The 19,270-nt window shown below is 30.7% G+C and carries 26 protein-coding genes; 9 read left to right on the top strand and 17 right to left on the bottom strand.

The window, feature by feature from the left end; genetic code table 11:
• Positions 1–23: 23 nt before the first annotated feature.
• From HZR23_RS12990 to HZR23_RS12970, 5 genes are all read right to left on the bottom strand, one after another.
• The gene (locus HZR23_RS12990) at positions 24–656 is read right to left on the bottom strand and encodes an HAD-IIIA family hydrolase (protein ID WP_132849575.1); all 633 of its coding nucleotides are present in this window, start codon (positions 654–656) and stop codon (positions 24–26) included.
• Positions 657–679: 23 nt separating this feature from the next.
• Positions 680–1,231: a GNAT family N-acetyltransferase gene (locus HZR23_RS12985; protein WP_132849576.1), complete on the bottom strand. Its 552-nt coding sequence runs from the start codon at positions 1,229–1,231 to the stop codon at positions 680–682.
• Positions 1,232–1,251: 20 nt separating this feature from the next.
• On the bottom strand, positions 1,252–1,800 hold the full coding sequence (locus tag HZR23_RS12980) for an NUDIX hydrolase (RefSeq protein ID WP_132849577.1): 549 nt from the start codon (positions 1,798–1,800) through the stop codon (positions 1,252–1,254).
• 142 nt (positions 1,801–1,942) lie between these two features.
• Positions 1,943–2,353 carry a hypothetical protein gene (locus HZR23_RS12975; RefSeq protein WP_132849578.1) on the bottom strand — a complete coding sequence of 137 codons (411 nt, stop codon included), beginning with the start codon at positions 2,351–2,353 and terminating at the stop codon, positions 1,943–1,945.
• Complete coding sequence (locus HZR23_RS12970; RefSeq protein ID WP_132849579.1) at positions 2,341–2,766, bottom strand: hypothetical protein; 426 nt, start codon at positions 2,764–2,766, stop codon at positions 2,341–2,343. Before HZR23_RS12970 ends, HZR23_RS12975 begins: the two co-directional genes overlap by 13 nt.
• 241 nt (positions 2,767–3,007) lie before the next feature.
• Between HZR23_RS12970 and HZR23_RS12965 the strand changes: the two genes are divergently transcribed.
• Both HZR23_RS12965 and HZR23_RS12960 read left to right on the top strand, forming a co-directional pair.
• Positions 3,008–4,060: an FIST signal transduction protein gene (locus HZR23_RS12965; RefSeq protein ID WP_132849580.1), complete on the top strand. Its 1,053-nt coding sequence runs from the start codon at positions 3,008–3,010 to the stop codon at positions 4,058–4,060.
• 19 nt (positions 4,061–4,079) lie between these two features.
• Entirely contained in the window at positions 4,080–5,756 is a 1,677-nt protein-coding gene (locus HZR23_RS12960; RefSeq protein ID WP_132849581.1) for an EAL domain-containing protein, read from the top strand.
• Between the two features lie 57 nt (positions 5,757–5,813).
• Here the strand turns inward: HZR23_RS12960 and HZR23_RS12955 are convergent, their stop codons facing one another.
• From HZR23_RS12955 to HZR23_RS12945, 3 genes are read right to left on the bottom strand one after another with little or no spacing between them, the layout of a single operon-like run.
• Positions 5,814–6,878, bottom strand: a complete 1,065-nt coding sequence (locus HZR23_RS12955; protein ID WP_132849582.1) for a tetratricopeptide repeat protein — start codon at positions 6,876–6,878, stop codon at positions 5,814–5,816.
• 22 nt (positions 6,879–6,900) lie between these two features.
• Positions 6,901–7,071: a hypothetical protein gene (locus HZR23_RS12950; RefSeq protein ID WP_165913774.1), complete on the bottom strand. Its 171-nt coding sequence runs from the start codon at positions 7,069–7,071 to the stop codon at positions 6,901–6,903.
• 45 nt (positions 7,072–7,116) lie between these two features.
• Positions 7,117–7,263: a hypothetical protein gene (locus HZR23_RS12945; RefSeq protein ID WP_165913775.1), complete on the bottom strand. Its 147-nt coding sequence runs from the start codon at positions 7,261–7,263 to the stop codon at positions 7,117–7,119.
• A gap of 739 nt (positions 7,264–8,002) precedes the next feature.
• On the opposite strand from HZR23_RS12945, the gene HZR23_RS18105 reads away from it, so the two are divergent.
• From HZR23_RS18105 to HZR23_RS12930, 6 genes are all read left to right on the top strand, one after another.
• Complete coding sequence (locus HZR23_RS18105; protein WP_408641293.1) at positions 8,003–8,341, top strand: DUF6431 domain-containing protein; 339 nt, start codon at positions 8,003–8,005, stop codon at positions 8,339–8,341.
• 168 nt (positions 8,342–8,509) lie between these two features.
• A complete protein-coding gene (locus HZR23_RS17280) occupies positions 8,510–8,782 on the top strand; it encodes a helix-turn-helix domain-containing protein (protein ID WP_249536690.1) in 273 nt (90 codons plus the stop codon).
• Positions 8,783–8,950: 168 nt separating this feature from the next.
• Positions 8,951–9,181: a hypothetical protein gene (locus HZR23_RS17275; protein ID WP_249536689.1), complete on the top strand. Its 231-nt coding sequence runs from the start codon at positions 8,951–8,953 to the stop codon at positions 9,179–9,181.
• Between the two features lie 165 nt (positions 9,182–9,346).
• Positions 9,347–9,628, top strand: coding sequence for a hypothetical protein (locus HZR23_RS17270; protein WP_249536688.1), 282 nt, complete (start codon positions 9,347–9,349; stop codon positions 9,626–9,628).
• Between the two features lie 125 nt (positions 9,629–9,753).
• A complete protein-coding gene (locus tag HZR23_RS12935) occupies positions 9,754–9,948 on the top strand; it encodes a DEAD/DEAH box helicase family protein (protein ID WP_213050269.1) in 195 nt (64 codons plus the stop codon).
• A complete protein-coding gene (locus tag HZR23_RS12930) occupies positions 9,902–10,561 on the top strand; it encodes an ExeA family protein (protein ID WP_213050268.1) in 660 nt (219 codons plus the stop codon). The genes HZR23_RS12935 and HZR23_RS12930 overlap by 47 nt, the downstream gene beginning before the upstream one ends.
• A gap of 88 nt (positions 10,562–10,649) precedes the next feature.
• On the opposite strand, the gene HZR23_RS12925 is transcribed toward HZR23_RS12930, so the two are convergent.
• From HZR23_RS12925 to HZR23_RS12895, 7 genes are all read right to left on the bottom strand, one after another.
• Positions 10,650–11,168, bottom strand: a complete 519-nt coding sequence (locus HZR23_RS12925; RefSeq protein WP_213050267.1) for a reverse transcriptase family protein — start codon at positions 11,166–11,168, stop codon at positions 10,650–10,652.
• A 547-nt stretch (positions 11,169–11,715) separates the two neighbouring features.
• On the bottom strand, positions 11,716–12,252 hold the full coding sequence (locus tag HZR23_RS17620) for a DUF5050 domain-containing protein (RefSeq protein WP_165913790.1): 537 nt from the start codon (positions 12,250–12,252) through the stop codon (positions 11,716–11,718).
• Entirely contained in the window at positions 12,200–12,781 is a 582-nt protein-coding gene (locus HZR23_RS17615) for a DUF5050 domain-containing protein (protein ID WP_132849790.1), read from the bottom strand. Before HZR23_RS17615 ends, HZR23_RS17620 begins: the two co-directional genes overlap by 53 nt.
• 91 nt (positions 12,782–12,872) lie before the next feature.
• Positions 12,873–14,612: a DUF5050 domain-containing protein gene (locus HZR23_RS12910; RefSeq protein WP_132849789.1), complete on the bottom strand. Its 1,740-nt coding sequence runs from the start codon at positions 14,610–14,612 to the stop codon at positions 12,873–12,875.
• Between the two features lie 103 nt (positions 14,613–14,715).
• Positions 14,716–15,474 (bottom strand): ABC-2 transporter permease, encoded by a 759-nt coding sequence (locus tag HZR23_RS12905; protein ID WP_132849788.1) that lies wholly within the window; start codon positions 15,472–15,474, stop codon positions 14,716–14,718.
• A complete protein-coding gene (locus HZR23_RS12900; protein ID WP_132849787.1) occupies positions 15,461–16,162 on the bottom strand; it encodes an ABC transporter ATP-binding protein in 702 nt (233 codons plus the stop codon). Before HZR23_RS12900 ends, HZR23_RS12905 begins: the two co-directional genes overlap by 14 nt.
• Entirely contained in the window at positions 16,159–16,536 is a 378-nt protein-coding gene (locus tag HZR23_RS12895) for a GntR family transcriptional regulator (protein WP_132849786.1), read from the bottom strand. Before HZR23_RS12895 ends, HZR23_RS12900 begins: the two co-directional genes overlap by 4 nt.
• Positions 16,537–16,801: 265 nt before the next feature.
• Here HZR23_RS12895 and HZR23_RS12890 point away from each other — a divergent pair, with 265 nt between their 5' ends.
• Positions 16,802–17,347 carry a GNAT family N-acetyltransferase gene (locus tag HZR23_RS12890; RefSeq protein WP_132849785.1) on the top strand — a complete coding sequence of 182 codons (546 nt, stop codon included), beginning with the start codon at positions 16,802–16,804 and terminating at the stop codon, positions 17,345–17,347.
• A 226-nt stretch (positions 17,348–17,573) separates the two neighbouring features.
• Here the strand turns inward: HZR23_RS12890 and HZR23_RS12885 are convergent, their stop codons facing one another.
• Complete coding sequence (locus HZR23_RS12885; RefSeq protein WP_132849784.1) at positions 17,574–17,954, bottom strand: hypothetical protein; 381 nt, start codon at positions 17,952–17,954, stop codon at positions 17,574–17,576.
• 118 nt (positions 17,955–18,072) lie between these two features.
• Complete coding sequence (locus HZR23_RS12880) at positions 18,073–19,038, bottom strand: CPBP family intramembrane glutamic endopeptidase (RefSeq protein WP_132849783.1); 966 nt, start codon at positions 19,036–19,038, stop codon at positions 18,073–18,075.
• Positions 19,039–19,270: the final 232 nt, after the last annotated feature.

Below are 19,270 nucleotides of genomic sequence, written 5' to 3'. Positions count from 1 at the left end.
TGGTTCAATATTCCATGACTTTATTAGTCTATATTTTCTATAACATCTAAAATATCCTTTGGTGAACTGACTATAAAGTCAGGCTTCTCATATTTTACAACATCAATTTTATCAAAGCCCCAGTCTACCCAAATAACTTTCAAATCATTTTTCTTAGATGCTACAATATCTCTTAATTCATCTCCAACATAAATCGCATCGCTATTTTTAATATTATACTTTTTTAGAAAACTTCTAATTACCTTATCTTTTCCAAGTAAGTTACTAGAGCAATATATTTTATTAAAATAATTAATTTCATTTTTTTTAAGAAACTCTCTAATTATATCTTCAGAGTTAGAGGATATTATTGCTAAATTATAACCTTTATTATTTAGTTCTTCTAATAATTCCTTGATGCCATCAAATAATCTTAAACTATCAAGTGCAGCTCTAAATAAACCATAAAAATCTACAGCCCAGAATGGAAGCTTATATGCCGGGACATTAAGAAATTTGCATTTATCCATTAAAGATAGTCCTCTTAGATACTCAATATCTTCCTTCTTAATCTTACTAAAATTATGTTTTGCTGCCATTTGATTGCATACACTAATAACAATGTTTTCTGAATCTGCAAGGGTACCATCAAAATCAAAAATAATATATTTTTTCATAAATTAAACTCCTTAGTTTACAGTTAATTTCTAATGTTTCTCCATTCAGTTGCCAACATACCATATATTATATGACTTACGTAATGATCATTAAGCCATTCAGCATTTCTTACAAAGCCTTCCTTCATAAATCCAAGTCGTTCAGGAATTGCCCTGCTTCTGTAGTTTTGCTCGGCGCATCTAATCTCTACCCTATTTAAATTTAAATGTATTAAGGCATAATCTACAAAAACACTTACAGATTTAGTCATTATACCCTTACCATTATAGTCTTTACCAATCCAATAGCCAATATTAGTTGATCTATTAACCCAATCTATCCTTTGAAATCCAATTACACCTGCTAAATTTCCTTTATACCATATGCTAGTCTGAAATCCATTATTAGACGCAAACTGATTTTTAGTACTGTCTATAAATGCCTCAATATCTTTTACCGATTTAGTTTTGTCAACCCACGGAAGCCATTTTCTTAAATATGACCTATCTGAGTTAACCAATGCCTCTATTTCTATTGCATGAGTGTTATCTAGAATCTTTAACTCAATATCACTGTCTACAGTGTATTTTATCATCTATAACACCACCTCACATTTTATTCTTTAATCAAACCTGTGGTCTTTTTCACCATTCTCTTGATAGATTGTTCATTACTATACAAATCTATTTCACTTAATGGCAACCATTTTAAATTTATGGATTCCTTAGATATTACTATAGTCTCAGTATCATCTGCTTCAATAAGGAATCTTATATCATAATGATAGTGTTCAAGTTCATTCTTCCTTCTAGGAATCAAATGCACATCAACATCAAATATATCCCTAGACAAGACTTTTAAATTTGTTAGCCCTGATTCTTCTATTGCTTCTCTAAGGGCTGAATCTAATATATTTTCATTCTCTTCCGTATGTCCACCTAATTGTAGCCACTTTCCAAGTTTTCTATGATGTGTTAATAAAACCTTGTTCTTATGCTTATCAACTATCCATGTGGAACCTGTTATATGTCCTGATGTATTACCCTTACCAAGAAAAATATCGTTATTACTTAGAAATTCAATTATACTGTTTTTATCTTTTATTTCATCTTCACTGTCTGGATAATACTGATTGATTAATTTGATTAGATCCATTTTATTCATATGTATCACTTCTCCTAGTAATTAATGCTATCTTCAATGCAATTATTCGGATCGAGCCTTATTATATTCCAATTTCCTCTACTATCTTTTATGTACTGAGCTATTTCGATATCCGTTCCATTTGTTAATTCAAAAAACACAATTAAATAAACCTTATCATCTGTTCCTTTGAAATATATTTTTTTGACATACCCGTCTGTTCCGTCGGATAACGCTCCTTTACTAATCCACACCAATTACCATATCTTATGTCAACATTGGCCTCTGCTAAATGCTGCCAGCCATGATATGGCGCACATAAAAAATCTTCACCAAAGTACTTTATATATGCAATCTTATAACCATTTTTTTCTAAAGTTAAATATACATAACCATAGTAGTAAGCAAAATAAGTAAGACCTTTATTTGACCCCTCTATTGTTTCTATTTCTATAAAATATCTTAAATAGTTGAGTTTTTCTGATTCAATAGGAATCTTATGTAATTTAATTAGATTAATATGTCCTATACCCTCATGGGATTTTAAATACTCATCAAAACTTACACTTTCCATATATTTTCGAGAAAAAAATTGTAAGTTATATAAAAAGGGAGTTTTGAATATCCCCCAGACTTAGCTTCTGTTAAATTTTCACCATGCTTTATTATATTAAAGTAGTTAGTAATTATAGCTTTAGGCGTTGACATTAGTATTTCTGGAACAACTATATCTTTTGGTTTTTTATCCCAATAATCAAAGAAAAATTCTGAAGTAACCTTACCCTCGTTTAAAGAAGGTAATTTTGAAGGACGAAAATATTTTTCATTAGTATTTGAAGTGTTTTTCAATGTTGAAAATACTTCTGCATCATTATAGGCGCCAAATAAAGACTGCTTTTCTATGAAACCACCCATTACAATACTAGTTTCATTGTTAAATAGTCTTATTCCGAGAAATATTACTATAATTATAATTACAAATAGCAAAAGAGTAAATATAATTAACCTTTTTTTCTAAAAAGAATAATCATCTATTCTTCCTCCCATATTGGATACCTTCTTTTTAAATTATATGACTATGAGTCTATTGCAATATTAATTTTTTATTAGTTGTTAATAAATTAATTATTTGAAGTAGTTGGATATTAGTGGTAAAATATTCTTAATCTAAAAAAAGTTTCAAAAAACGACAAATTATGTACTTTAATAACTTTAAAGGGGATATATCATGTATTATAAATCTATGTCCGATTTCAAAATTAATGAAAAAGATATATCAGCTAATTGTAAACTACTCATCTTAATAGCTGAAAATACACAACATACCGAAATATTTAATCTATTTCAATATTTAGATAGTCTAGGAATTGAATATATGGGTGGTATTTTCCCAAGCGTAATATATAAAGACAATTATTATAATAGCGGCTTCATCGTTAAATATTTTTATAACATTGAATTTGCTGAAATTCTATCAATGGATTCAGAAAATGTAGAGATTCCAGTTTACAATAAAAAAGAAATTAGCTCTTTAATACTTGTTGATGGTCTATCTCCAAATATAAAGGACTTCCTGAATCTACTGTTCACTAATTATACTGACACAATCAAATATTTTGGTGGTGGGGCTGGTTCACTAAAACCTAATAATCTACCACCAATATTTCATAAAGGCAAGTTCTATGAAAACTCTGCTCTTGTAATTCTACTGGAAACAGATGTGGAGTTATTTATAGATCATGGTTGGGATAAGATGGACGGGCCTTTCTTAGTAACATCCTCTCAGCTAAATATATTGAAAGAAATAAATTGGCAAAGTGCCCTTTCATTCTATGAGGAAATTATTTTTGAAAAGACAGGATTAAAATTAAACGAGAATAATTTTTTTGATGTTACAAAGGCCTTTCCATTGGGTATTGAAAATGAAGATGAAAATATAATTGTGAGAGACCCTTGGAAAATTGTTGATGACGAAGATATTCTTTGTGTTTCTGATATACCAAACAACTCTACTATTTATATTCTAAATGGTGATGCCATAAGTCTTCTAAAAATTTCAAAACGGGTTCGTATACAAAACCGAAAGAGTAATAGTTTGCTATTTGATTGTGTCTCCAGAGCATTGTTTTTAGAAAAAAACTTTGATATTGAATTGTTAAATATATCTAGTCAAACCAAAAATGACGTTATTGGAGTTTTATCTATAGGAGAAATTTCTACTACCACTAAAGGTAAATTAGCTTTTTTAAATAAAACACTAGTTTACTGTGAATTTGACTAAAATTGCTGGAGGTATAACAATGACGGAAAGTAATGAGTATCTAGAAGGTTCCATTAATATTCTTTTAATATCATCCGCTATTGATGTAAGACGTGAAATAAGTAATATACTATTAAAAACATATGATAATACATTAATTACTAATAATATTATTGATGGACTAAAAATTCTAAAGGAACATATAAATTCTTTAAACATAATCGTATTAAATATTCCTGCTGATGAAAAAGAAGACTATTTTAATTTAATTACTATGATAAAGGATTTAAGACATGACTTGGAAATATACGCAATTATTAATGAAATTGATTTATCATCAATCATTACATTAGCCAATAGTGGCATTTCAAAACTAATGACTGGACGCTTTAACTCTATTAAATTTATAAATGATCTGAAGGAGATTTCTTCTAGGATTGCTAGACACCAAATATTCGGTAAATACATAAATATCTATGAGGATACAACTACTAAACTACCAAACAAACTAAAACTATCTAAAGATATTAATTTAAACGAAGACTATTATTTAATAATTATTAACGTTGATGGTTTTAGACAGATCAATGATTGTTTTGGTGTTGAGGCTGGGGATTTTATTTCTTTAGAGGTTTCAAAAATTTTATCTCGATATGTAATTAACAAATTTTTTAGGCTATACAAGATACAGATAGACGAATATGCCCTTCTTATAACAAACAAATACAATAGAATTGATTATAATAAACTAGTAACTAGAATAGTAAATGATTTAACAAATAACCCATTTATCTATGATAACAGAGAGATCTACTATAACGTTTCTGCCGGTATAGCAACCTCACAATATGGGAATAAAGATTTAATAAGAAATGCAGGTTTAGCTTTAACTGTAACAAAAACTAATAAATCCATTTATACAATGTATGACGAATCAATAGAAACCCATAAGAATACTGAATCAATATTTTGGTTAAATGAATTAAAAAAAGCAATAACTAATGATTATGTAGTGCTATATTTCCAACCCATAGTATCTAATACTAGTGGGAAAATCGAATATTTAGAGGCTTTGATTAGAATTAAAAAAGAAGATGGCACATTATATTTTCCAAACGAGTTTATTAATATTTCTAAGCAGATTAGATTATATAATCAGCTTACAAAAATCGTATTAACAAAGGCTATTAATGTGGCAAAAACTTATAATTGTAATATCTCTATAAATTTATCCTTTGAAGATATTATTAACGAGGACACTCGGGAGTTTATATTAAATGCACTAACTGATGAAAATATAAATAAGAGAATCAAATTTGAGTTGACTGAATCTGAGAGTATAACTAATTACGAGCTAATTTCAAGTTTTATAAATGATATTAACGAAAGAGGAAGTATGATTGCCATTGATGATTTTGGGTCAGGTTACTCAAATTATTACAATATACTTAGATTAAATATTAACTACCTAAAACTTGATGGAAGTCTAATTAGAAATATACTAACTGATAGCTATGGACAGGCTATAATAAAATCAGTTGTTGAATTAACTAAACAATTAAATATTAAAACTATTGCTGAGTACGTTTATAGCGAAGAAGTTCATCAATATGTTAAGGAACTTAAAATTGATTACTCACAAGGTTATCATATTAGTTATCCTTTAACCGAAGATGAATTGATTAACTACCTTGAGAAAAATAAAGGTCTATATTAGTAAAACTAAAAGACTAGAAGATTTAATTTAAATCCTTTAGTCTTTTTTAATTCAAAGTCATATTTTATTTCTGTGTCTAATACAACCAAACAAATAACATCCACCTAAGATTCGAGGTATGAATTCAATTGAGGGCCTATACCCAATTTTTATTTTTTCATATATATCCGATATACTATCAATTTCTTCCCTATAGCTACTAATTAATTCATTAGTTTCTCTTTCAGAATAATAATCGTACTCCCTAAGTTCTTCAATATCCTTTTCTTTTTCTAATATATATTGTTTAAGTATGTCATCGGCCCTTTGGATTTTTGAAACCTGTAATAAAGAATATTGATAATAGCTTATAAAGTCTCCTGCCCCATATTCCATAGCCCGTTCAAAGCAGTCATTAGCTTTAACATAATTCATATTTTCATAAAAAATTTCCCCGATTTCTACAGGCATCACTTCAGAGAAAATATAAAGTTTTCCTGAATCTAAAAATTCATTAAATTTAATACACAATTGCTCTGCTACTTCCTCTGAATCGTCCCTTCTTCCATTTCTAGCTAAGGCAAAGCCATAGCTTATTAGGGTTTCAGTTACTTGTAACAAATTCAATGACTCCTTAAACCAATTTATCGAGTCTTCTATTTTACCTAATCTATACGCAGCTACTCCTAAATTATTTAGAATTATATGAGTCGGATTAATTTGTACGGCCTTTTTTAAATAATATTCTGCCTTCTCAAAATTATTTAAATCAATATATGCTTGTCCTAAAAGAGCATATGGAAGTTCCGATGTTGGTTCCATATTTATTGATCTTTCTAGTAGCTCAACTGATTTTTGTGAATCATCATATTCATATAAATAAAAATAGGCTAAATTATTTAGAGAATATACAGTAGGATTTAAAAAAACAGCTTGTTTAAACATTTTATATGCTAAATCCAAATTATTAGTTTCAATAGCTAATATTCCACATAAATTAATTAGACCTAGATCCATTGGATTCCATTTAAGCTTTTTTTTAATTTTATACATTAATCTTTTGGCTGCTTTTAAATATTTAAATGGCTCCCTATCATTTTCCATCTTTATTTTTAGCTTTTCTATATGTTGTTCTAGTTTCATAATTCCAGATTTCTACCTCTCTTTAAGCTAAGCTTTCACTTCTATATTTTTTATATTTATTCTTTACTCTATTCCATTTATATAGGGAGTATAGAATGCTTCCAATTGAATATACAGCTGTAAATATAATTGCCCTAGCACTGAATTCTGTTGTAAAGTATTCTGCTACACTCATACCTACCCTATAATACATAAATACCCCTACAAAAAACCTAAATTGAATCTTTTCTAAGTTGATTTAATATATATGACTTTTTACATTTCCTCTAAGGGTTTGCCATTCAAATGTAATGTAGTCCTTTTTTAATGCTTTTTTAATGTCTCTTAATTTTTGAGTATTTACTGTGTTCATCTTTCCTCTTAACATACCATTACCTTCTTTCAAAAGCTTTTAGATTCATTTTCCATTCAATGCTACTAATTAAAATACCACCTAAGCTGAGAATTTATGTTTTAATTATAGTTTTATATATGAAGTATTTATAGTTACAATATTTTCATGTAATTTAAAGATTGTAATAAATTAAAAATAACCGTCAGTCATTTTACGGCTATTTTATTCAATTTACCCATTTTTAAATGTTTATTTATTATTTATCAACAAATCTAATTACTAACACATCTTCTTTATATAGTTTTTAATACTTTGAAATTCCACTGACACTAGGAATACTAAACCGAATAGAAGTATTGCTAATAAGGTCCACATAATATTTTGGTATTTAATTATTGTATTTATAATCGAGTAGGAGGTAGATAATTATTTTATCTACCGACCTCTCACACTACCAAGCATACCGTGTAGATTTTGTTAAGCTCTTGTGCTATCGTATAGAACGGCATTTTATGTGCAACTCAATTGACAAAATCTATTTGAAATAAATAAAGGATAAACATCAAGTAGTTGACTAAATTCTTGTCAACCTATTTAATGGTTATCCTTTTTATGTTATTATTACAGTCTATATTTATTTAGAAAGAAAGACAGAAGTCTCCTCTACCACAATTCAACTTCTGTCCCCATAAAACAATATTATGATAACTCTAATTACAGATAAAATCAATACATTTAATCAAATTTCATATAATAAATTTCTTGATACTATAAACCTCTACCAATTATCTTGCTCCTGTACCTTGTCTGGTCCTTTATTAAACATGGTTACTATAACCGTTCTATTAAGACACCCGAAGGTTTCATTACACTGTCCATTTTGCGCATGAAATGTAAACGCCGTGGCAAGACGCATGCCATATTCCCTAAGTTTATCGTTCCTTACTCCCAAATACTTCTTAATGACCATATATCAATTATAAGAGCATATATTTCCAATGATTCATTTGAATCCATTATGACTACCAATGAATATATAGATGAAAGTAACATCAGATATGTTATCAGTATGTATTTAAGGTACTGGAAGGAAGCTCTTCTTTGCTTTCGGATTTTCTATTGCCGATGATATCGTATCCATCATAAGACACTGTCTTTCTACATTCAAACGGCAGTTTATGCAGATTAAATGCATACCAAATATTATATTTACATAAAACCACATAAGCCTGTTTTACCATTTGTTTTTTATATTCTAAACTCTAAATATACTTTAAATAGAAGGAGGATTTTAAAGATGAATGATGAAGCAAGAAGAAATATTGCGCTTTTTAGATACGGGATCATCGCTCCAATAGTAAGTGGAACCTACGATGAAGATAAAAGTATAAAAGAGTTTTTTTCTGATACGGCTAAAAAAACCTATACCAATCCAAGAGGTGAAGATACAAAAATTTCTGCCTCAACTCTTGAACGGTGGTACTACAGTTATAGGCAAAGTGGCTTTGATGCCCTTATTCCACAACGAAGGCGTGACACCGGACACCCAGAAAAATTGACGAAGATATAATGGAGCAGGTTCGCTTTCTAAAAAGGAATACCCACGAATACCTGCAACTTTAATACATCAGAAGTTAATTGATAATGGCATATAAATAAAGGTGATATATCTCTCTCCACAATCAATAGATTTGTAAATCAAATTAAAATTGAAAATAAATATACAGGTAACAAAGATATGAGGCGATATGAAAGAGCCCACATAAATGAAGTATGGTGTGGCGACAGTAGTGTTGGTCCTTATATTAAAATAGATGGAACAAAAAAACGCACCTATATCATTGCACTACTTGATGATGCTTCAAGATATATTGTTGGAATTGATATCTTTTTTAATGATACCTTCATAAATCTTATGTCTATCATGAAAACAAATTTGTCACAAGATTTGGAAGACCAAAGATTTTAAATTTTGATAATGGATCATGCTATAAAAATAAACAGATGGAACTTCTAGTTGCAAGGATAGGTTCAACCATAAATTACTGTGCTCCATACACTCCAACCAGTAAAGCGAAAGTAGAAAGGTGGTTTAAAACATTGAAAGATCAATGGATGTCTCGGCTAAACATGAGTGATTACTCATCTATTGCTTGAACTTCGTGAAGCCTTACTAAACTATGTTAATCATTATAATCAGAGCATACATAGTTCTCTTAACGGGTTGTGCCCCCAAGATAGGTTCTTTAATGAATCATATCTTATAAAAAGATTACCTGAAGAGTTGATTGAAACAACATTTCTTCTTGAGTACGAGAGGCGTGTATCTGCCGATAACGTAGTAATGATAGATGAAATTGAGTATGAAGTCTTATCGTTATTCAAAACAGAAAGTTACCTTAAGGTATTCACCTGACCTTAGTAAAATCTATGTAGTTGACAAGCATACCGGTGAACTTACGGCTATAAAACTGTTAAATAAGCAGGAAAATTCACTGATAAAAAGAGAAAAAGTAAAATTTACGGGAGGCAAATATTAAAATGATCGATTACATTAGCAGATATGGGCTTGACTTTAACCCATTCATAAAGAACACAAAAGATATCGTAGTGGAGACATCTGAATACAATGAAATAATCTACAGGCTTAATTATCTTTTAAACAATAAAGGTTTCGGAGTAATTACAGGTGGTCCAGGACGGGGTAAGACTACGGCAATTAGGAGTCAAGGTTAATGGGCTTAATAACTCTTTATACAAGGTTATATATACTTCACTGTCAACACTTACAGTGAGTGAGTTCTACAAACATCTGTCATCAGAACTAGGCCTTGAGCCAATGCATAAAAAAACAGACAACTTTAAAAATATACAAGCAGAAATAAACAGGTATTCCATTGAGAAACGTATAACCCCAGTAATAATAATAGATGAAGCTAACTACATCAACAATGCTGTACTTAATGACCTTAAAATGCTTTTTAATTTTGATATGGATTCAAAAGATAGAGCCGTAGTTATTCTTGTAGGCTTGCCTCAGCTTAATAATACTTTAAGATTAGTTGCTAATGAACCATTAAGACAAAGAGTTACTATGAACTATAATCTCGATAGTCTCAGCAGAGAAGAATCACTTTCTTATATAAAAGGAAAACTTTCGGGTGCAAAATCTACTTTGGAAATCTTTAACGCCAATGCACTAGAAGCTATAATAAATGCATCAAATGGTATACCAAGACTTATTAATAAGATATGCAATTCAAGTCTTATTATTGCTAATAGCAAAAATGCCAATATAGTAGATTCTGACATAGTAATGCTTGCAGTAAATGAAATTGAATTAGGATAATAATAAATCCATGGATGTCTTTAAAGATGTTCATGGATTTAAGCGAAATAACATATAACTTAACCTTATTTATTGTGATTATGTTCCATTAAGTACGTTGAATAATGTAAAGATTGGTCTTAAAGTAAACATTAAATAAAACGAAGAAGTTAACCGCATTTAATTTGAAGAACAACACTATCGCCTGTTGTATCATTCGGTCTAGCACCGTAGGTATCCCTAGTAATCTTGTTCCTCCATCAGGTTTCGGTATTTCTACTCTCCTAACGGGGGAGGGAATATACTTTCCTTCTAGTAACCTTGTCTTTATATTCAGCCAATGATTGACGACAAATCCACGAAGTTCATCGTATCTCATGCCGTCAACACCATGACTTCCTTTATTGGCAATTACTCGTTTCATAGCCATTAACATATTATCTCTGGCTAGAATTCTATCGAGTAGGTCACTAGTATCAACTAATCCATCGTTTTCTCTTTCTCTCTTTGAGTTTCCAAGGACATCACTCAGCGCCCCTTGATTACCTCGAAGTTCCACTTCTACTTGCTCAAGGCGACCTATATATTTAGTTGTCTGCTTTCTCTGTGATTGTTCTAAGTCTTTCAAAGTTGAAAACCTCCTAACGTTCAGTCCTTCACTTAAAGGTTCATGACCCTTTAGCTAATATGACCTCTGCTGACTTCTCATGATAAATCTTGTTTCAACCATGTTTCGAATTTCATCTTCACATGTCCATGAGACCTCCCCAGGTAAGAGCGTGCACTTTCACACCATGTAACCGCCACATTTACTCTTCAAGTTTCGGGTAGTTATTGGACTTTGGTTTGTTGCGCAACCTCATCCACTCGAATGAGCCTCGAATGTGATTCGTGTACCTCGGTTCGGTGCTTTGCCTCCAGCTTCCTTCAGATTCCACCTCACGATGGACACCCTTGCTCTTGGCTAACGGTTGGCACTACCAGCCCCCGTACTGGACTTTCACCAGCAAGTTCACGCCCATGCTGGGCGCACACAAAAGAATTGATAAGCAATATGCTTATCAATTGAATGGGGGGGTTGGGGGGTTATATATATCTATTAGATAAATAACCAATTATTGTAATATTAAACATATTTTTAGTAATTATTTTAAAATCGATTCAGCTAACATTATTTAAAGCATATAGAGAACTTCTCTGGAACCTCCGCCTATTGGCATTCTATTTATAAAACGTTCTATAGTAATCCAATATATCCATCCTGGATGTACATTGAGCTGTGTAACATGAAATACATTCATTCCCGTTCTTTCTGTTCCATCTAGCCTCATTCTATATAAGTCTCCACCCGGAGGACTTTGTACTGTATAATATATAAAGTCTCCAAAGACGTTTAATTCATAAACTAAATCATTAGATAGCCTAGTTGGATTAGTTCCAGTTATTGTTGCTCTATAAATCATTTCATCTAAAGGATTTTTGTAGTGCATCCAATTCCCATGAACTGATAACATAAGTGTAGGAAACTCAGTAACTCTCTGTCTATCTGTACCGTCAATTCTTAACCTGTATGCCCGAGCTTGATCACTTATATTTGAATAGTACACCCAATCTCCAACTACATTTATTGATGATGAGTGATCATTGTTTAATTTCATTCTACCTGAACCATCTAAGTCTAATTCTATATAAGGAATAGTTATCGTTAACATTTTGATAATATATCCATTCATTTACAACTAATATAAATCCAACGTTTTCGCTAGTTGGTGGCGTTGGATTAAGACCATCAGTTCTCCTTCTATATAATCTTCCATTATCTAATCCGTGCCTATAATATACCCAATCCCCTAAAACATTTATATAGCTAGGGTCATCTTCTCCTAACCTTTCAATAACAGATCTATCCAAGGTAGTTCTAGTTAGGTCTCTTATTAGAGGATTGCCAGGTCTATGTCTTCCAAAGTATACATAATTCCCTTGTTGTGCTGTAAATCCACCACTTCTTATATTTTCAGTTGTGTTACCTCTACCTACAGGTGTCTGCTCTTCTAATCGCCTTTTTAATAGTTCATTTTCCGCTTGTAATTGTGCTATTCGTTCTCCTATAGTAAAATAGTCCGTCGTTACATACATTATTTGAGCTGCATCATCCCAAACTACTCTAGCTCCTACTCTTCTAAATTCTGCAATAGGAACATATAGGAATGGAAATTCTGCACCTGTTGGTTGAAAATTCAAAACTGGGTACAACCCATCATTAATATTTACTCCATTTACTAGAACTTGTATAACTATAACCTACTTTTAATTAATAATTACTAACGTAGCTCTAAGGTCTATATAAGGATACGCTACCGCCACCTCCGATTGGAGTTTTATAAATAGTTCCGGACCCAGAAATCCAATAAATCCAACCCGGATGAATATTTAATTGAGTGATATTATCTGGCAATCTCATATAGGTCTTTTCAGAACCATCAAGCTTCATCCTATACAAATCACCACCCGGTGGGTTTTGTATTAGATAATAAATATAATCTCCAAATACGACAAATTCGTATATCAAATCATTAGATAGCCTTATTGCATTTGTTCCATCTATGGAGGATCTATAAAGCATTTCATCATCAGCCCTCCTATAGTACATCCAGTTTCCATGTACGGATAACTTAAAGGCTGAAAAATCACTAATTTTCTGTCTACCTGTGCCATCAACTCTAATTTTATACATTCTGCCTTGATCGTCAATATTTGAATAATATATCCACTCTCCTACTACATTCACTGAACCAGAGTAATCATTATTGATTTTCATTCTACCCGTTCCATCTATCCTTATTCTATATAATGTGAAGTTATCATTGACGTTTAAGTAGTAGATCCATCCATTCACAACTAATACGTTAAAAACCGGCTCATTCGTAAGTGGTGTTGGATTTAAACCTGTAATACTTCTTCTATACAATCTTCCATTATCCATTCCATGTCTATAATAAACCCACTCTCCTAATACATTAATATAAGATGGGTCATCTTCACCTAATTTTTGCTCTATATTATTATCCAATGTATTTCTTGTTAAGTCCCTTATTAATTGAATTACGATACGGTGTCTCCCATAATAAACCCAATTCCCTTGTTGTGCTGTAAAGCCGCCATTCCTAATATTATCCGGAATATTGCCCCTAGCACCGGGCGTTGTACCCTCTAGTTGTCTTCTTAGCTCCAAGTTTTCAGCTTCCAAATGAATTATTCTTTCTCCTAATATATAGTAGTCTGTGGTTACAATCATTATTTGAGCTGTATCATCCCAAACTACTCTTGCTCCAACTCTTCTAAACTCAGCTATAGGTACATATATAAATGGATACTCTGCACCTGGGGGCTGAAAATTTAGTACATGATACAACCCAGTGTTTATATCCACACCGTTAACTAATATTGGTCTGGTTGCTGTATATGCTATCACTGGAACATATTGTCTAGATTGACTAATTTCAATTTTATAATTATGTTCAACTTCATTATTAGTCTCATCAAATACACCTGTTATACTAGATGTCCCTGCACCTCCTAATAAGAGTTTCAAATATGCATTCTCTGCCTCTAAGGTTCTTACTCTTTCTTGCCTTTGGGCGTAATCTGTTGTTACAAACATTATTTGCCTAGCCTCATCCCAACGTACCATAGCACCAACCCTTCTAAATTCTGCTATTGGTACGTATATGTATGGAAACTCTGCACCTTGAGGTTGATAATTTAGAACAGGATATAGGCCTGTATTAATATCCACTCCATTTACAATAATGGGTCTTGTGGCTGTGTAGGCTGTCACTGGCCTATATGCCATTTGATTAGTATTAATTTCTTCAAACTTATTATCTGTGTAAACATTTATTCCTGTCATCTTCTGAATTGGAATATAAAGTTGTTGCCCTAGAGTCAAAATCGGGCTCTCAAGCATATTAATTATCATTAATTTATCAATTGTTGTATAATGTTCCTGAGCAATTGAATATATTGAATCTCCTGATTTAACTGTATAGACTTTACTATATTGTATGGTCATTGATATCACACTCCCTTTATTAAATTAATACTACATAATATTCAATTTAATAAAGAGTTGTTAAAATAAAAAAAGACCATCTGATTAAAATGGCCTTGTATAACTATAATTCTACTTTTCGTTCATATATAACTGATGTTATATAAAATATTACACATGAAATTAATAATATAACAGTTGAAGCAGTTAAAAACTCAAAGGACGAAATATGATTAATTTGAATACCCGGTTGCTCTACTCTTACAACTCCATTACTAAGGGCATTAAATGATATTTCAAGTATCTTTGAAACCACATAATTAGTGACTATAAAGGCTAAGAAAGTTACTACTCCAGAAAATTTCTTAACTATCTTACCAATATGAACGCTAAAAATTGCTATTATGAGATACATAATATAGCCTAAAATAATTAGAGTAGCGTACATAAATGCAATTTTTACAAATTGAGCGTTAATATTTAAATCCATCATTCTAAGCATCGGTAGTCTAAAAAATAGTATAGCTGTAAAGGGTGTAGCAACTATTAATAGTAGTATAAGTCTAGTTATTAGTGATAGAAGCTTTGATAAAAGCACTAACATTCCTGAGACTGGCAAAGACATCATTAAATAAACAGTATTCTCCTTCCATTCGCTACTTATACTGGAAAAGGCCCTTATAAAAATACTTAGGGGTATAAACATTAATAGTACCCAGCTAAATCCTAAGGATACCTCTAATGGCCAGCTCGTTTGTGCTTTGTAATATAAAAAGAGATTTCCAAGTGCTATTATACCTAAAATTATTAGACTTTCATTTTTAGCAAGCATCAAATCCTTTTTAAATAAAGTTCGGAACATTCTACCTTTAGAAATCTCCATGTTGGTACACCCCTTTCATTAATTCCACAAGAGACATTGTTCTTTCATTTCTTAAGGACTCAGCATCTCCCTGTAATATAACATTTCCATTTTTTAAAAATACCACATCGTCAACTAACCCTTCTATTTCCTGAATTTCATGGGTAGAGATTATAATAGTTTGTTCCCCTGCACTATAGTCAGAAATTATTGTTTCAATTATTTGTTCTCTAGTCAATATATCAATACCAGAGAGAGGCTCATCTAATAGTACAATCTTAGCGTCCCTTGAAAATGCTAGTAATAGCTTTACCTTAGCTCTCATACCCTTTGAGATCTTCTTAATAATCATATTGGGCTCCAATTGTAGAAATTTCATTAGTTTTAAGTTCTTATCCTCATTCCAATCATCATAGAAACCTTTCATAAAGTTATTCGCATCTCTAACTGTCATCCAAGAATATAGATAGTCTATTTCTGGAAGATATGCAATTTGTTTTCTTGTCTCTATTGATGGATTTTTACCATTAATAAGAACTTCACCTGTGTCAGGTTTATTTAATGATGCAATCATTTTTAGTGTAGTAGATTTACCAGAACCGTTAGGCCCTAATAATCCTATAATTTTACCTTCTGGATAGGTAACAGTAATATTATCTAAAGCTTTTACATTTCCAAATTTTTTCGTTACGCCCTTAAATTCAATCATTTAAGCCCCTCCTCATTTATTTTTATTTGCCACTGCTTTATTAAATTTATAGTCTTTTCATCGCTATATCCTATAGATTTCATTTCCATTAAAAAACTTCTCATAATTTTTTCAGCCATCTCTTCTTTTATCTCTTCTAACATTTCAGGGCGGTTACAAATAAATGTCCCTTGACCCCTTAAAGTCTCCACTAAATTCATTATTTCCATCTCCCTATATGCTCTTTGCACAGTATTTGGGTTTACTTTCATTTTTTGCGCATACTCTCTTTGTGAGATTATCTTATCACCAATTTTTAATTCTCCACGAATAAGCTGCTTCTTTACTTCATCAATTATCTGTAAGTATATAGGTTTAGAGTTGTTAAACTCCATTTTACTCACCTCACTTTGTTATATATAAGTAGTGCACCAGTTCATTAGTACACTATTATTATATACCAATAATTTAAATTTAGTCAACATATAAATAAAATAATAATTTTTATTTTTTTAATAGTTCAACATCCATAAGTGAAACTTACTGGTCCATTATGCTTATTGTTAGTTTACAGAGAAGTTCACCATACTTAATTTCTCTTTTATGGTTTTAGATGCTTATATACAATGATATAATTTCATGTAAAGAATAAAAAAAGGGGTGAGTACAATAAATTTACAACCTGTGGAGACAGAAAGGCTAATTTTGCTTCCAATGAGTTATAATATGATTTGTGGCTTAGTAAATGGGGATAATAGGGAGTTGACAAATTTCGGGTTAAAATGTGGAGAAGAATGGCCACGCCCAGATACTTATGATATTATGAAATTTCTCTCTATATCCATGAAGAAAAAACAAGAACCCTCTGGATATGAGATTTGGTTAATTGCAAAAAAAGATGGTAAGGTAGTCATAGGAAATGCTGGATTTACAGGTCCCCCAGACGCAGATGGTAGAATAGAAATTGGTTATGGTATAGTTTATAGTGAAAGAAATAAAAGATACGGATATGAATCAGCTAAAGCATTAATCGACTGGGCAAAAGCTCAGAATAATGTAAAAAAAATATGTGCAAGCGGTGTATTAGTAGACAACTATGCTTCTATCCGCATATTGAATAAGGTTGGAATGGAAGAAATTAGCAGAGATGAAAATGGCATTTATTTTGAAATGATAGCCGGGCATGTAATAGGATTAGAACTCTAATTAGCTATTAATTTTCTATTCGCATTTCTATGCCACATAACTATATGTTAAGCTTTTCTGTCAATTTTAATATTTATCTCTATTCATTAAGAACTTAATATTGAAATTTACTATTGAGTTAACTTCTATGATAAATTTAAAAAAGGCAAATTATCTAGTATAACTTGCCTTTTCTATAAATTTATATATTATAAATATTTGTGTTTTTTATCAATGGACAATGATATTAGTTAAGAACTATAACTCTCCATTCGTCTTGCACTTTTGCAAGTTCGATCGGTACATATCCATTCTCATTTCCATTATTATCATAAGTATAAACATCTAACTTTAACTCTTCCCTACCAAAGCATTTTATTTTATCTTCGATAGATGGTTTTGTTATGGTCCATGAATTAACCTCATCTCTATTTATAAACGAAATAAAACCTTGAAGATTTTGTTCATTACCTAGAAATAAGTTTGAATTAATGTTATTTTCTCTAGCTTCACCTATAAAGCTTTCAGCGATAGAATATGGGACCATATACACTCTATTAACATAACTAAATACTGATACAGAAAAAATAGTGATAGTAAATATTAATATCCAACCTCTTATTTTCATGTCCATCCCCCCTAATAGTCAATTTTATTAACCCGTAATGTATAATATTCTCTATACATAAAAGGAATCCTTCTAGTTTGTTAATTTTTTATTACTCTTTGTTATTTTTTTATCTAGTCTAACTATCCTTATATATGTTTTCTACTATTCTCTCAAAGAAACCTAATACTATACTGAATGCATTCCCAATTCTAGAAATACTTAAACCTTCTTTACCAGTAAATGTAACATTAATACTTGACTTATGTTTTACAATAATTGTAGAAACTATTAAAGATTTTATTACTATCCCTATTATGTAAGGGCCACTACTACCAGCTATTTGAGGCAGTATTGGAAAAAAGCCAGTTGAGAAATTTATACTTGTATGAAACATACCTGCTATTAATACACTCCCTTTAGTATGAAAGAAGATCCAAGTAAATATAAAAGTAGAAGCAATCAAATCTATAAAATATAAAGAAAATGATATATTAGATTGAGTAGTATTAGAAATTAGAAATAGTGGGATATGCCAGATTGCCCACGCAATACCTACAATAATACTTGAAATTAACCAATTACATATAGTGAGTAATTTTGGAAGTAAAAATCCACGCCATCCAATTTCTTCACCTAGTAAAAATATAAACTGAATAAATAAAGCTAATGTTAGAATAATTAATAGATAAATAGGACTAATTATGTTTGAAAAATTTATATACTTGCTTATATAATAATCATTAAATATTGGGTGTTGTCCACCGAAGGAAGTATTAATATATATCGCACATAGCCATATTAGAGGTTGTAAAAAAAGTGCAATAACATACCACTTTAACTCAAACTTCCAAATGAAAAGTCTTCTGCTCAACTCATTTAGTCCTGATAATCCATCAAATACAAATGTAACTACTATAGCTGCCAGTGCAGGACCAAAACCCCCTAAAACTTCAATCGTCGGGGGTATATTTAAATTTATATAGTTATTTTCAACTAATATTTTTAGAATGAAATATGACCAACTCAAAATATAGCTAAGTACGATAAATAATAAAATATTGAATCTAATTTTATTCTTATTTTCTACTACTCCATTTTCCATAGAAACACCTCTCAATTATGTTTCTCTACGAAGGTATTTTTTATTAGCCTAATTATTTTAATCTTAATTTTAACAGGGTTTCTCCTAGTTTATGATTATTATACCCAATCCACTTAATTTCACCGTTGTTTGTATCAGTATACTTATATATCCTATAAATCTTCCATAAGACTCTTGAATAAAGTTAGAAGTGACTAAAAAGTAAACCCTTGGCTATTCCCTGTTGGAATAT

This window comes from Serpentinicella alkaliphila, assembly GCF_018141405.1.
GTDB lineage: Bacteria > Bacillota > Clostridia > Peptostreptococcales > Natronincolaceae > Serpentinicella > Serpentinicella alkaliphila.
Note: the sequence above shows the minus strand (reverse complement) of the source record. Positions and strands in the feature narration are given on the sequence as shown.